16 protein-coding genes are annotated in these 14,318 nt (G+C 37.3%); 1 reads left to right on the top strand and 15 read right to left on the bottom strand.

Going from position 1 to position 14,318, the window contains the following annotated elements; genetic code table 11:
- The 15 genes from recO to E0D87_RS04725 all read right to left on the bottom strand — a co-directional run bounded on the left by recO (nucleotide 1) and on the right by E0D87_RS04725 (nucleotide 12,939).
- Entirely contained in the window at nucleotides 1-768 is a 768-nt protein-coding gene (recO, locus tag E0D87_RS04795; RefSeq protein WP_130819562.1) for a DNA repair protein RecO, read from the bottom strand.
- The gene (gene era, locus E0D87_RS04790; protein ID WP_130819561.1) at nucleotides 755-1,636 is read right to left on the bottom strand and encodes a GTPase Era; all 882 of its coding nucleotides are present in this window, start codon (nucleotides 1,634-1,636) and stop codon (nucleotides 755-757) included. The genes recO and era overlap by 14 nt, the downstream gene beginning before the upstream one ends.
- Nucleotides 1,633-2,028 (bottom strand): cytidine deaminase, encoded by a 396-nt coding sequence (gene cdd / locus E0D87_RS04785; RefSeq protein WP_130819560.1) that lies wholly within the window; start codon nucleotides 2,026-2,028, stop codon nucleotides 1,633-1,635. The genes era and cdd overlap by 4 nt, the downstream gene beginning before the upstream one ends.
- Nucleotides 2,025-3,371, bottom strand: coding sequence for an rRNA maturation RNase YbeY (gene ybeY / locus E0D87_RS04780; protein WP_130819559.1), 1,347 nt, complete (start codon nucleotides 3,369-3,371; stop codon nucleotides 2,025-2,027). Before ybeY ends, cdd begins: the two co-directional genes overlap by 4 nt.
- A gap of 3 nt (nucleotides 3,372-3,374) precedes the next feature.
- Nucleotides 3,375-4,334: a PhoH family protein gene (locus E0D87_RS04775; RefSeq protein WP_130819558.1), complete on the bottom strand. Its 960-nt coding sequence runs from the start codon at nucleotides 4,332-4,334 to the stop codon at nucleotides 3,375-3,377.
- Nucleotides 4,335-4,391: 57 nt separating this feature from the next.
- Nucleotides 4,392-4,745 (bottom strand): hypothetical protein, encoded by a 354-nt coding sequence (locus tag E0D87_RS04770; RefSeq protein WP_130819557.1) that lies wholly within the window; start codon nucleotides 4,743-4,745, stop codon nucleotides 4,392-4,394.
- Nucleotides 4,738-5,682, bottom strand: coding sequence for a flotillin-like protein FloA (floA, locus tag E0D87_RS04765; RefSeq protein ID WP_130819556.1), 945 nt, complete (start codon nucleotides 5,680-5,682; stop codon nucleotides 4,738-4,740). Before floA ends, E0D87_RS04770 begins: the two co-directional genes overlap by 8 nt.
- Nucleotides 5,679-6,299: an NfeD family protein gene (locus E0D87_RS04760; protein WP_130819555.1), complete on the bottom strand. Its 621-nt coding sequence runs from the start codon at nucleotides 6,297-6,299 to the stop codon at nucleotides 5,679-5,681. The genes floA and E0D87_RS04760 overlap by 4 nt, the downstream gene beginning before the upstream one ends.
- 1,298 nt (nucleotides 6,300-7,597) lie before the next feature.
- On the bottom strand, nucleotides 7,598-7,819 hold the full coding sequence (locus E0D87_RS04755; protein ID WP_130819554.1) for a DUF2922 domain-containing protein: 222 nt from the start codon (nucleotides 7,817-7,819) through the stop codon (nucleotides 7,598-7,600).
- A gap of 11 nt (nucleotides 7,820-7,830) precedes the next feature.
- Entirely contained in the window at nucleotides 7,831-8,070 is a 240-nt protein-coding gene (locus E0D87_RS04750; RefSeq protein ID WP_479722803.1) for a DUF1659 domain-containing protein, read from the bottom strand.
- 80 nt (nucleotides 8,071-8,150) lie between these two features.
- Nucleotides 8,151-8,606, bottom strand: a complete 456-nt coding sequence (locus tag E0D87_RS04745) for a hypothetical protein (protein ID WP_130819552.1) — start codon at nucleotides 8,604-8,606, stop codon at nucleotides 8,151-8,153.
- A 9-nt stretch (nucleotides 8,607-8,615) separates the two neighbouring features.
- Nucleotides 8,616-10,226 carry a hypothetical protein gene (locus E0D87_RS04740; RefSeq protein WP_130819551.1) on the bottom strand — a complete coding sequence of 537 codons (1,611 nt, stop codon included), beginning with the start codon at nucleotides 10,224-10,226 and terminating at the stop codon, nucleotides 8,616-8,618.
- Nucleotides 10,227-10,420: 194 nt separating this feature from the next.
- Entirely contained in the window at nucleotides 10,421-11,293 is an 873-nt protein-coding gene (locus E0D87_RS04735) for a DUF5633 domain-containing protein (protein ID WP_130819550.1), read from the bottom strand.
- Nucleotides 11,294-11,470: 177 nt separating this feature from the next.
- Nucleotides 11,471-11,953 carry a hypothetical protein gene (locus E0D87_RS04730; RefSeq protein ID WP_130819549.1) on the bottom strand — a complete coding sequence of 161 codons (483 nt, stop codon included), beginning with the start codon at nucleotides 11,951-11,953 and terminating at the stop codon, nucleotides 11,471-11,473.
- A 479-nt stretch (nucleotides 11,954-12,432) separates the two neighbouring features.
- Entirely contained in the window at nucleotides 12,433-12,939 is a 507-nt protein-coding gene (locus E0D87_RS04725) for a sigma-70 family RNA polymerase sigma factor (RefSeq protein WP_130819548.1), read from the bottom strand.
- 503 nt (nucleotides 12,940-13,442) lie between these two features.
- On the opposite strand from E0D87_RS04725, the gene E0D87_RS04720 reads away from it, so the two are divergent.
- Nucleotides 13,443-14,129 (top strand): peptidoglycan amidohydrolase family protein, encoded by a 687-nt coding sequence (locus tag E0D87_RS04720; protein ID WP_130819547.1) that lies wholly within the window; start codon nucleotides 13,443-13,445, stop codon nucleotides 14,127-14,129.
- Nucleotides 14,130-14,318 lie beyond the last annotated feature (189 nt).

The following is a 14,318-nucleotide window of genomic DNA, read 5'->3' as shown; positions in this document are numbered from 1 at the left end:
CTAATTCCTTTCGCTTAATTTATTATAGACCCAATCCATAGAAGAAAAGTTCCTAAGCTCGAGTCTTTTTAAGCAATAATCTATTATCAATCTAGCTACTTTTTCATAATCCTCTGGGGGATCTATAGAAGATAGGTCCTCTGATTTGGTATATAATAGCTTCATAAAATATCTGATTTGATCGTGGTTTAGGTAGAGTTTATCACCTACCTTAGCCATATCATCATCACAAATCATAGAGGCCTCTTCTATCGAAAAATATCCATCTCTTCTTCCTATAATTTTACCGCAAATACCGCAAGTAGAAAAGTTTGGCTTTAGCCCCGAAAAGGATATGTATTTTATGAGAAAGGCTAGGAAGATATTTATGTAATTATCCCTTGCCTTTTCAAAAGCAGAAAAACTATTATCAAGCAAGGTATACACTGTTTGTATCTGGGTTTCATCAATTGTTCTAAGGAGCAAATCGCACATAGCGGACTTGTATAAGATTATATCGAAGCTTTTATTGCTAATCTTATAAGTTTCTACTAAATGTCCTTCCTTTATCCCATAAAAGTCCTTGCCAGACTTGTACAAGGATAAGTTTACCTTCATAAATCTCGCTGTCAATGAGAGGTTTTTGGCGTTTTTCTTTAGTACACCCTTGGCTATAATTGAAATCCTCCCGAACTTTTCAGTAAAGACTTCTACAATCTTACTTGATTCCTTGTATTTAAACTCTCTAAGGACGAAACCTGTAACATCATCGAGATCACTTGTAGCCAAAGCGATCCACCAGCTTTTCTTTCTTGCGCCAGTCCTTTTCAACCTTAACCCACAATTGAAGGTTGACCTTAGATGACAAAAACGCCTCTATTTCGTATCTTGCATCCATGCCGATTTTCTTAATCATAGAACCACTCTTTCCTATGACTATCTCCTTGTGGCTAGGCTTTTCTACTATGATTGATGCTCTGATGTCTATCAATTTCTTATTATCTCTTTGTTTAAAATCATCAATCCTTACAGCTATTCCGTGAGGGACTTCCTCGGATAAGTTCCTAAGGGCCTTTTCTCTAATTATTTCACTTACTATAAATCTCTCGCTTCTATCTGTAATCATGTCCCTATCATAATAGGCTGGACCAAAATCAAGCATTTCCTTGATTGTTTCAAGGTATATGTCGATATTTTTATCCTCTAGGGCAGATATTTCTATAATCCTATCAAAGTCATAGGCTCTGAAGTTTGCTCTGATCTTTGCTATTTTTTCACTATCGGCAAGGTCTGTTTTATTTATAAGAAGGATCTTTGGAAGTTTGATTTTTCCAAGCATATCTAGGATTTCCCTATCTATTCTTCCAATCTCTTCTGAATCATCTACAACAAAGGTTATGATATCAGACTCTGCCAAGCTTTCCTCAGAGAAGGTCAATAGCCTTTCTTGAAGTTTGTTCCTAGGAGTTTGGATGCCTGGAGTATCTAAGAATATTATCTGGCTATCCTCATCATTGTATATAATTTGTATCTTATCTCTAGTAGTTTGCGCCTTGTTGGAAATGATAGAGATTTTCTCTCCCAAAATCTTCTCCATAAGAGTTGACTTTCCAACATTGGCACGGCCTACTACTGAGACGAATCCTGATTTTATCATAATAAATCCTTTTTGCTAAAACTATGAGGAAGAAGATCTTCCATAGAGTATGTTTTATAATCTGTAGGTGAGTTTGCTATGACAACCTTGGTGTCTATATCCAAAACTTCTACCATAAATTGCCTGCATACTCCACAAGGATAGGTGTCCTCGCTATCGCCTGTTATAACTATAGTATGAAAATCCCTCGCCCCTTCAGAAATGGCTGCTGCAAGGGCAGATCTTTCTGCACAAATTGTAGCAGGATAGGAAGCATTTTCAATGTTTACTCCCTTGTAGATTTCGCCATTTTTAGTCATAACTACTGCCGATACCCTAAAGTTTGAATAAGGAGAGTAGGAATTTTCCTTATTATCTAGGGCAATTTGTATTAATTCTTCTATATTTTTCATGAAAAAACTCCAAATATCACGAGGGCGACGCTTATGCCAAGGATCGCTCCTCTTATTATTTCCTTGGTTGAGTGGATATTTGCCTCATACCTGCTTTCAGCAACTATTAGGGCAAGACCCAAAAGGATTAGTCTAACTAGGGGATTGTCGACCATCATTATTCCCATTGTGGCAAGTCCAAAGGAGACTGATGTATGCCCGCTTACAAAGCCACCCCTAAAGGCAGTTCCATGGCCCTCGTAAAATATCCCCTTAAAAAATACCGTTATAATTATAATAAGAGATATGGAAATCAGTGCCAAATGGCTAGGGCGTCTGGCTATCCTTAGGATAACTGAGTCGTAAAAGTTTAGAAATTTGTCAAAGAATATGAGATATCCAATAAATAAAGCGTTTAAGGCTGATATAAAGGTAGCAGCTGCCGATACGTCCTTGGCGGACTTGGCAAGGTAAAGCCACCTACCGTCAGTTGATATGTCTATTGCATTTTCTAGGGCTGTGTTGACTAGCTCAAGGGCGATTACACTTGTTATAGCAAAGACTAGAAACATCATCTCTATCCTAGATATATTGAAAAATAAGCTTGCAACTAAAACTATAGCGCAGGCTAGGATATGAAACTTCATATTCTTTTCGTGATTTATGGCAAAGACTAGTCCCTCATAGGCATAGTCAAAACCTTTTAAAAACTTCTGCCCGTGTGTTAAGTCTTCCTTGGTGTAGATCTTGCCATAATCTACGTTGGCATATCGCTGTTCTATCCTAAGCTCTTCTTTTATTTCTTCTTTTAGATCATCTCTTAGGCTCTTAAACTCTTCTGTAGTCATCTTGCCAGATGGGTCGATTTTTTCTCTGGCGTAGTCGTTTTTGTCAGCATGGTCGAAGGTTTCCTTGCTGTCTGATTTGAAAACTCTGAGGTTTTTCATAACTTCCTTCTCACGAGTTCTCATCTCTCTTTTTTCATCTTCTTCCATATGATCGTAGCCTAAGAGGTGTAGGGTCGAATGACATGTAAGATACATGACCTCCCTTCTTAGGGAATGACCAAATTCTATCGCCTGGTCCTTGGCTACATCTAGGCAAATTACTATATCGCCTAACATTATATCTTCGTTAGGGATAAGTATTTCATCATCTAGGGGAAAGGATAGGACATCTGTAGGCCTATCTACTCCCCTAAACTCCTTGTTTAGCTTGTGGATTTCTTTTCTATCGACAAAAGTGATAGATACCTCGTAATTATCCTCTAGCCCCTCAGTTTTTAGGACTTCGGCGACTGTCTTTTCAAGGTCTATATCAAATTTTATTTCTTCATCTGTTTTATTTTCTATGAGTAGATGCATAAGTTAATCTTCCTCGGAAGAATCTTCCCTCTTTTTTCTCTCTTCTATCCTTCTTTGCTCATCTTTTTCGTAGGCATCTATTATCCTTTGAACAAGTGGGTGTCTTACGACGTCGACAGAAGAAAATTCCATAAAGGCGATCCCTTCCACATCTTTTAGGATATGTTCTGCTGCCTTGATTCCGCTTTTCTTTCCTCTTGGTAGGTCGACTTGGGTCTTATCTCCTGTAATGATCGCCTTTGATCCAAAACCAAGCCTTGTTAGAAACATCTTCATTTGCTCGCCTGTAGTGTTTTGTGCCTCATCTAGGATTACAAAAGACCTATCTAAGGTTCTACCTCTCATGTAGGCAAGAGGAGCTACTTCTATTAGTCCCTTTTCCACCAAGTTTTGGTAGGTTTCATAGCCTAGGATATCAAAAAGTCCATCGTATAAAGGTCTTAGGTATGGGTCTACCTTATCTTGTAAATCTCCCGGCAAGAATCCCAAACTCTCGCCAGCCTCTACAGCAGGACGGGTTAAGATTATCCTATCAACCGCTCCAGCCTTGAAGGCCTTTACAGCCATTGCTACGGCAAGGTATGTTTTTCCTGTACCAGCAGGACCTATCCCAAAGACAACGTCGTTTGAGTTGATCTTGTCGATGTAGGATTTTTGTCCTAGGGTCTTTGGTTTAATTGGCTTGCCATCGGCTCTAGTTACAACAACTCCGTCAAGCATACCCTTTATAACGTCCTTATTATCTCTTTCAAGCATGTCTGCTTGGTATTTGATTTGTTGGAAATCAAGGCTCTTATTTTTCTTTAGATAGGTAAGTAAACCCTCTATCAAGCTTTTAGTAAGCCTTGTGTTTACCTCATCTCCCTTTATTTCAAGCCTGTTATCCTTTAGCTTAATCTTTGTATCAAATCTATCTTCTATATATTTTCTGTTCTTATCAAAGTTCCCGAACAAGCTAATCACTTGATCGGGACTGGTAATTTCTATTAATTCTATAATACTATCCCTCCATTAGGAATATTATACTCGTTTCGCCTTAGATCTCTTTGAGACAGGCTCATCCAACACTTCTTTAAAAATCAGTGCTTGTCTTAATTTCTTTCTTCTTTCATTCTTTTTGCTAAGCTTATCTTTCTTTATCTTCTCTCTAGCCGCTTCACTTTGCCTAATCCTTGCCTCTGATAGATTATCTCCCTCAGAATCTTTGATGATAACTTTATCTGGCTTTTTCTCTTTCTTATTTTCCTTAGTAGGATTAAACAAATTCGCTCCTTCTTCGGCTACGTACTTATCTATCAGATCATCTGCACGCTTTTTCCACTCGTCGAAGGTCTCTTTTGAGATCTTTTTTGTTTTCTTCTTTTTCCTAAACATCTATCTCAGTCCCATCATCACCAGAGATTGCCTCACGCATCTTGGTGTCGGCGTTGACATTTTTGATGTTGTAATAGTCCATCACTCCTAGGTTACCCTTTTCGAAAGCCTCAGCAATAGCTGTTGGAATCTTGCTTTCAGCCTCGACAACCTTAGCCCTGTTTTCTTGTTCAAGGGCGATAGCTTGGGCACGTCTTTCCTCAGCCTTAGCTTGGGCAATGTTCTTGTCTGCTTCAGCTTGATCTCTTTGTAGTTGGGCGCCGACATTTCTACCAACATCCACATCAGCTATATCTATAGAAAGAATCTCAAAGGCTGTTCCACTATCTAATCCCTTCATTAGAACTGTTTGGGAAATATTGTCAGGATTTTCCAAAACTTGGGCATGAGAATCAGAAGAACCAACTGTAGTTACGATTCCCTCGCCAACTCTAGCTATGATTGTCTCTTCACCTGCACCACCGACTAGTCTTTCAATATTTGCCCTAACAGTAACCTTGGCTATAACCTTAACCTCGATACCATTTTTAGCAACTGCCGCTATGACTGGAGTATTGATAACCTTTGGTGTAACAGACACTTGGACTGCCTCAAACACATTACGACCAGCAAGGTCAATTGCTGCTGCTTGCTCAAAAGAAAGGTCGATATTTGCCCTTTCTGCTGCAATTAGAGCGTCAACTACTTGATTGATATCTCCTCCTGCAAGGTAGTGGCTTTCCAAATCATTTGTAGGAATTTGGATACCTGCTTGGTGAGACTTAATCATTGCATTAACTATCTTTGATGGTGATAGTCTTCTAAAACGCATGGCAACAAGGGCTGCCATTGAAATATTAACCCCAGAAAACCTAGCAGTTATCCAAAGACCAATAGGTACAAGGGTCAAAAACACGACCACTAAAACAATTACCAAACCTAAAATTATAAAATTCATTGTATCTCCTTTACAACAATATTTCCGTTAGTAAAACTAACAACCTCAACCGTCTTTCCATTTTCTATAAAACCACCTTGGCTAGTAGCATCGTACAAAGATCCGTCTATTTCAATCTTTCCAGCTGGTCTTAGGATAGAGATAGTCTTTCCAACCTTGCCAACCAAGTCCTTGTGATCTTTCCTAGAATTAAACCCTCTAGCCTTGGAATTGACCTCAGTTAAGACGCCCCTATCGAAAATATTCACCCTAAAGCCAAACATAACATAGACTATCAAAGTTAAGATGATAGCAAAGCTTGAGCTAACCATGATGAAAATCTCTCTCCCATCCATAAAATAAGAATGGTAAAGGGCAAAACCCACAAGGGCAATCCCGCTTATGCCGATAATTCCAAAACTTGGAATAAAAATCTCAAGAGCAAGGAGAGTTGCACCTGCTAGAAACATAGCCAAAGGCCAAGACTCGGCTACCTTGTACTTGTTATTTAAAATGTAAAACACAACAAGAAGAATAACAGCCTCCCCTATAAAAAGAAGCTTCTTCTCAGTAAAAAGCGCCGAAATCAAACTAATCACTGCCAGCACAAATATCAAGCAAACAGTCAATTCATTCATAAAAATATCCTTTCTCTTCTTACTATAATTATCATCTAAAATGAAGAAAATTGCAATAAATTTGGATGATTTGTGGAGGAGAATATAAGAACGACTTGGATTAAAGTTTTACTTGGCTACGAAGTACTGACTTGAGATTCCTCGTCGCTCCTTATAGTCGCTCTGTCGGAATGACGGGATTAGGGGAATAAAACCTCCTAAACTAGTCATCCTTAATGGAGTTTAAAATCCGTTAAATCTGTCATCCTGAGGAGCGAAGCGACGTGAGAATCTGCAGTTTATACTTCGAGTTCCACTTGACTGCGTAGTACCTACTCGAGATTCCTCGTCACTCGTACCTCGCTCTGTCGGAATGACGGGATTAGGGGAATAAAACTCCTAAACTAGTCATCCTTAATGGAGTTTAAAATCCGTTAAATCTGTCATCCTGAGGAGCGAAGCGACGTGAGGATCTACAGTTTATACTTCGGGTTCCACTTGACTGCGTAGTACCTACTAGAGATTTCTCGTCGAAACCTGGCGGTTTCTCTGTCGGAATGACGTATTTGGGGGGGATGTCGACCCGTCAAACCTGTCATCCTGAGGAAGGGCGTAAAACGGACCCACGTGGGGATCTACAGTTTATACTTTGGGTTTCACTTGACTGCGAAGTACATACTCGAGATTCCTCGTCGCTCCTTATAGTCGCTCTGTCGGAATGACGCGCTTATAGAAAATCCACCAAACTCGTCATCCTTAATGGAGTTGCCACAGTGAGTGAAACGAGCCGATGAAACTCCTTAATCGAGGTTTTTCGAGATGAGCCGTAGGCGAATCCGAAAACTACCGTCGAGGAATGAGCGTTAGCGAATGACGTGAGGATCTACAGTGTATACTTCGAGTTCTACTTGACTGCGAAGTACATACTGGAGATTCCTCGTCGAAACCTTGCGGTTTCTCTGTCGGAATGACAGAATTGGGGGAATGATAATCTCGAAATACCGTCATCCTGAGGAGCGAAGCGACGTGAGGATCTACATTAGATGCTTCGGGTTCCTCTTAACTGCGGAGTATCCACTCGAGATTCCTCGTCGAAACCTTGAGGTTTCTCTGTCGACAGTAGTTTTCGGGCTCAGCTTCGCTTCACCTCGAAAAGCCTTGATTAAGGGCTGTCATCAGTTCACTATCGTTCACTGTGACCAGACCCATTAGGAATGACGTGTTTTTGAGAATTAATTCGCACGGTTTAACCTCAACTTAATTGAAATTCTCCTCAGGCAAAAAGGCAAGCCTTGTTTTTAGCTTACCTTTTTTATATTTTATGCTATTTGATAGTCGGTTTGTTCTACTGTTTCTTTGAATGCTTTTACTTTTTCTACTAATAGACCGTTTTTGGTGGATAGGGCTTTTGATGCTAGGATTTCTTCCATGGCACTTTTTACGTCAGTATCTGTAATGTCTTCTCTAGGTCTGTCTATTGTGATTATTCTTGTAGATCCTGTTTCATCTTTAAATTGCATTTTTATTCTTGTTTTTGTCATTTACATTCTCCTTAGTTTAGTTGTTCTGTGATGATTTTGTATGATTCAAAGGCGTTTTTGTCAACTAGGCCTGCGTAGGCTATGGCAAATTGTTTGAGTCTATCGTCTGTTACATCTTCTGCGAAGTTCGAGAAGGTCTTGTATACTTCTTTCATTTGTCCTGTGATTTTTGATTTTACTTCAAAGATTATTTTTAATTTCATTTCTTTCTCCTTTTTTTGTTTTGTAGGCCCTACACCTATATATAACATGAGGAGAGGTTTTTCCCGATTTTTATAAATTTTTTCACAAAAAAAGCTCCCTCTTTCGAGGAAGCTCTGTTTATCCTATTTTATTCTTCGCCTAGGTATTCTTTTACTTGTCTGATTAATTCTTCACTTTTTTCGATGCTGGTATTTGATTCTTCTATTAATTTATCGAGATCATCACTGATTCCTTCTACTAGGTCTGGATTTTCTTTTAATAAAATCTCACAAGCTCTAACTTGTACCTTGTTTTCGAATAAAGAATCTTCAAGGGTTTTAAGTTCTTCCCTTAGTTCTTCTTCGTCGGCATCTTCCATGCCGTCATCTTTGTCAGATGTTTCTTTGTCGGTATCTTTCTTAGCTTCTTTATCTTCTTTGCTGTCTTTTTTCTCGTCTTTGGTGTCCTTAGCGTCTTTGTTTTCTTCGCTTACTTCTGTTTGAGCAGTTTCTTCCTTGTTGTTTGTGTTTTGGCTAAGGTTGTTACAAGATGTTAGACCTAGACTTAAAACCAAGGCTAAGAATATATATTTTGTGTTTTTCATAGCGTCTCCTTACTTTTTCTTTCTAGTTAAAAATAGGGCAATGGCAGCCACTACTGCTACTCCACCTGCTATTGGCAAGATAGATTCAACACCTGTTCTAACTTTGCCTTTTGATTTTTTGGTAACTACTTTCCTCTTTTGTTTTCTTGGAGTTGGTGTTGTTGACTTATTTACTTCTTCATAGAATTTTGGAAGTACATCTTTTTCAAAATCATTTAAAGCATCTAGAGTCTTTGTCTCGTCTTCTTTTATGTCATCAAGCATTTTAAGATATTTTTCTTGAATTTCTTTAAGCTTTGATTCACTTACACTCACCTCGTCTGGATCGTTTATTAAAGATCTTAATTGTGCAAGTTTAGCCTCGAAAGTATTTGTCTTTATTTCTTCTTTGATATCATTAAGAGCTTTTAGGTTTTCAGAAGTTTTGTTTGCTTTTAAATTCTTATAGGCTTCTTCGTACTTACCTTTATTTTCTGAACTTGTTCTCTTGTAGGCTTCATTTTCTTTAAAGTCTGCATCATCTAGGGCCTTTTCTATGTCCTTTTGTAATTTATCTTCTGCCTCATCTTTTCCTTTTACCTTCTTATTATATTGGATAACCATATTGTCCATGTCGTAAGCAGGTTGAGTCAAGGCATTGATTTTTTCGTTAATACCGTCCAAACCCTCTGCATTTTTTAAATCTTCTAAGGCTTTTTTATAGACTTTTACTATTTTTGCTTGATCAGTAACTAATTGTTCGCCTTCTTCTAATTGTTTTAGTGAATCTTCTGAGTATCTTTTAGAATCTTCAAGGTAGGCTTCTTTTTCTAGTTCAAGTTCATCTAGTCCACGTTTGTAATCTTTTTCTGTGAAAGTTTCTAATAGGTCAGATGGATATCCACCCTTGTTATAGGTCTCATCTAAGCTATCCTTATCTAGTGTGTATGTTCCAACTAATTTAACTAGATTTTCACTAGCTGTATATAAATCATCTAGATTTGAGTTTTTATTATGGATTAAATCCTTAGCTTTATTGTTAGCTTTTTCTAGCTCGCTATCTTTTTCTTTGGCTAATTTGTTATCAGCAATCTTTGATAAAACCCTAAGTCTTGTTCTAACGGGTTTAGCAAATACTACAGTACGTCCTAAATCAGCTTGAGCCTTTTCTATTTTTTCATCTAGCTCTGCTGTTTTGTTTTCACCTTGGTCTTTGTATTCAGCTTTTAGCTTTTCTATAGCCTCATCAAATGTTTTTATTTCGTCAGCTGAAGCTATCTTGTATAGCTTAGTAGCCTCTATTTCTTTGACCTTTTCATCTATATACTCATCAACAGAAAAATTATTTTCATTGGCAGATTTTTGTTGACTTCCTTCTGATATTGGGTCAGATATTTCCAAATCCTCTTCGGTTTTATTGGTATTTTTATCATCATCAGTTACATCTTTTGTTTGTGTATTTAATTCTTCATTTGTATTTTTTATTAATCCATCGCTTAATTCTTTGTTAGTGTCTTTTTCTTCTGCACTAGTTTCTACTTGTGTTTCTTCTATATCATCAGCATAGCTAAGTCCACTATTTACAGGTGTTAGTCCCATCGCAAGTAGTAGTACACCAGCTGCTATTTTGCTCTTTTTCATATTCGCTCCTAACTCATTGTTTTACTTAAATTATATAGCTTTCAAAGAAATATGTCAAAAGGGAAAGCTTTTTCCAAAAGTTTGGATTTTTCCCTATTTTCCTATAAAAAAGACCTCCCTTAGGAGGTCTAATTATGAGTACCGCGGTCAACTCTTTTTTCTAAATTTCCTAGTGTGCACCCTAGGTTATTTAATTAGTCTCTTTTTTTGCTAGCAACGTATGCAACTGAAGCTGCACCAAGGATGCTTGCAACACTTACTAGTCCTGCAACACCTGTTTGAGCGTTGCTATCAGCTTTTCTAGCTGGAGCTTGAGATTTATTATCTTTTTTGCCTTCTTTTTTATCTTCTTTGTTTTCTTCAGCGATTGCTTTATCTGTATCGATTACAAGTTTGAAGAACCATTTGCCATTATTTTCATTTTTAGCTACTTCATAGCTGTTGTTTCCAGCTTTATTGAATTCTTTGTCAGCTAGAGCTTGTTTAGCAGCTGCGATAGCGTCAGCTTTTGTATCATAGCCTTTTTCTTCATTATCAGCTAAATCGTAAACTTTTTTATCCTTTTTGCCTTTGTTTTTATCGTCTTTTTCTTTTCCAGATTGGTTATTATTGCCTGTGCTTCCTTGTTTTCCAGCACCAGCACCTAAATTATTTGTATCTCCTGCTGGTGAAAGATCTAAAGAACCGCCATCACTTCCATCATCTGTAGTTTCAGTATCTTTTTTCCCTGCAGAACTTTGGCTTGATGAACTACCATTTTTATCAGTTTCTGAATTGTCTTTATTATCAGATGGTGTTGTTTCACCTGTGGAATCGTTGCCTTCTACAGTGGATCCACCCTCTTGAGCAGCTCTTTGTCTTTCTCTTTCTATTTCTTGAGCTCTTCCCAAAGCATCCATGATTTTTTCGCTATTACTATCTAGATTTTCTCTTTCGTTTCTCATTTCATTAATAAGATCTTTAATTGATTCTGAGCTTGGATTATCTTCAGCAGCGTGAACTGGAGCTACAGCACCAAATCCTAAGGCTAGTGCAAGAGCACCAGCAGCTATTTTATTTCTTTTCATTAAAATTCTCCTTTATTTTACCTAAGCACTCATTACAATCATTACACAACTTAGATATAGAAATGCAATGTAATTGTCATTTTTATGAGCATATTATACCCAATTTATGCCAATTTTCAATCAAAATCATGTAAAACTGTTTCCTTCATTATAGCATCTTTAGACAAAAATATAAAGTTAATCCATAAACTTTTCTCTGATGTAGTTTATGTTTCTGTTGCAATCAGCTAGACTTTTTGCCATAAGCTCCAGATAAAAGACCAAGGCATTTATCCTATTTGAAATTAGGGTATCCTTTACATTCAAAGAATCAATCCTCTCCCCTGTTACAAGAACCACCGACGAATCCTCTATCCTATCCACATACTTCACATTGACAAAGGCACGGGTTTGCTCATCGTAGGAGCTTGTCCTAAACTTGATAGCAAAAAACACATGGTCAGTATCAATCACATAGGGGAAGTTTCTTCCAATTTGAATACGCTTGTTGATATACTTATCGACGAGTTTCTTAGTCTTACCCCTAGCATCGTACATATTCTTTAGATAATGGGTTGGTGTTCTAGTATCAAGCTCTGTACTTTCCACTCTATAAATCCTTGAGCCTATCCCAACGCCAGCGATAGACTCAGGCAAGATAGCAATGATATCATCTGTCATTTCTACCTCCTTTCAGACACTAATAGCCTGTATAATATAAATATAGACTTTAAGTGTGCTTATAGTATACACCAGTAAACACAATAAATCAATAAGTTTCTTAAATCACCTCTAAATATACTCTAAAAGTCCGTTAGTGTTTATTCTCTTAGTCTTTTGTATTATTTAGTCTTTTGTATTATTAGTATTTTATATATTAGTACTTAGTAGGGCGGGTTTATCCACGTTTAGAAAATCTAAATCTAGAAAAACCACATTTGGATATTCCACATTTGAAAAAAACATATTTGGATTATCCACATAGGAAAAATAATCAAGTAGTTGAGTTCACACATCTATAGGATAATTTTAGGTCGATTTTTATAGAAATTTCCAACTGTTATTATTCACATCCATAATTTCCACATTTGGATTTTTGCCAAGTAATTGAATATGCACGATTATAAGGTGATTTCAAGCATTTTTAATGATTTATTATCCTAGTTACAAGCCTTTCTCATAGTAGCAAGGCTCATGGCTATTCGGTTGGCGATTGTTTTTGGGGAGCGGTTTACCAACTTTCCTATCTCTTTATTGGTCATTTTCTCTAGGTATTTCATCTCAACTAGCCTCCTATCTTTTTTTGCTAAAAGTCCAAGGTAAGTATCCAAATGAGCGATGCTTTCTTCATGGAAGATTTCTTCTTCAAAGTCCCTAGGATCTGCCACATTTTCAATAAGTTCCACACCTTTTGAATCAAGTTCGTAAAGGGAAGTCGTTCTTTTTTCCCTGCCTTTATTGAGAAAATGGTAGTTTAGCCTGTTTTTTAGGTAATTGCCAAAACTTCCTTTTCTATCATCGAAGCTTGTGATTGACTCTATTAGAATCATCCTCGCCTCGTCCATGGACTCTTCCTTTTCGTATCTACTGAACCTATTAACAGTTGCAAGGATCAGCGGCATGTAGTCATGTAATATCATCTCAGAATTTTCTAAATTTATTTGCATAATTTATCCTTTCCGAGAGCTCTCTTTGTGTCGACAAGCTTATAGTAAAGGATTTTTAGGAAAAAGTTTAATTGGCTAATTGGCTTTTATTTAATCTAAATCTTTCTTATTTGCTAATATTTTCAAATTATATAGAACACAAGGCTAATAGGATAAACGGGAAGAAGGGCGATTTTCGTTATATAAAGGTGAGGAGGTTTTATAAATAGAAATTTAAAAGAAAGGAGTGGCGCACTTTCTTAACAATTCTTGGACTTTGATAGGTAAGAGATCAACTTTCCTAAAATTCTTAAGAAAATTTCTGTAAAAGAGAAATAGCCGAAATATGTAATGGATCTAATTAAAATTATTAGTGACCTTGGCTTTCCAATAGCCATTTGTTTGATCATGATCTTTCTAGTAAATAGCAAGATCGAGGAAATTTTAATCGACATCAAGGAGATTAAAAACAAGTTAGGTTAGCTCTGGTTTATCCCAGAGCTAGCTTAAAGAAAGGATAAAATATGGGAAATATTGAAAAAATGATAGAATTTGCACAAAGTAAAAAGGGAAAGGTCGGATACTCTATGGCTTATCCTGATAGACTCGGACCAGAATATATGGACTGTTCGTCATTTGTCTATTATTCGCTAATTGCGGGAGGTTTCCTCCCATCTACAAATATCATTGGAAACACCGAATCCCTCTACAAATTAAAGGGAAGTGTCTTTAGAGAAATTTATAATTACAAAGACGTAAAAAGAGGCGATATCTTCATAAGAGGAGTCGAAGGAAAAAGCTACGGCGCCTACGGACACACGGGGATATTTTTAAGAAATGGTAGTATAATTCACTGCAACTACACAAACAGGGGCGTATCAATAAACGACGAAAGCTCCTATCTGACCTATTATCTGGACTGTAAGAGAAGTGAAGAAGAAAGATACTTTAGACCTATTGGTGCTAATAGTAAGTGGACTGAAAAAATAAAAAATGGAATCGCATATGTGAGAGAAGCGACAAATGTAAGGTCTGCCCCATCGATAAAAAGCCAAATAGTGGCCCTCTACCAACCAAAAGATGTAATCTACTACGACAGACTCCTAGAAAACGAAGGCTACCTTTGGCTGTCATATATTGGACTTAGCTCAGGCAAAAGAAGATACGTAGCCTACGGGGATAGGTCGGGCAATAGGTGGATAGATGTGTAGGGGAATGGGATATTGGGTTTAGAGTTGTTTGTAGAAGGAACTGGTGGCTGTTGAACTTTGTCATTCCTAATGGGTCTGGTTACAGTGAACGTCAGTGAACTGATGACAGCCCTTAATCAGCTCGTTTCACTCACTGTGACAACTCCATTAAGGATGACTTTTTGAATAATACCATTCCCTCAAATTCGT

It is taken from the genome of Anaerococcus vaginimassiliensis (assembly GCF_900626155.1).
Classification (GTDB): domain Bacteria; phylum Bacillota; class Clostridia; order Tissierellales; family Peptoniphilaceae; genus Anaerococcus; species Anaerococcus vaginimassiliensis.
The sequence above is the reverse complement of the archived record's forward strand: the minus strand, read 5'-3'. Positions and strand labels throughout refer to the sequence as shown.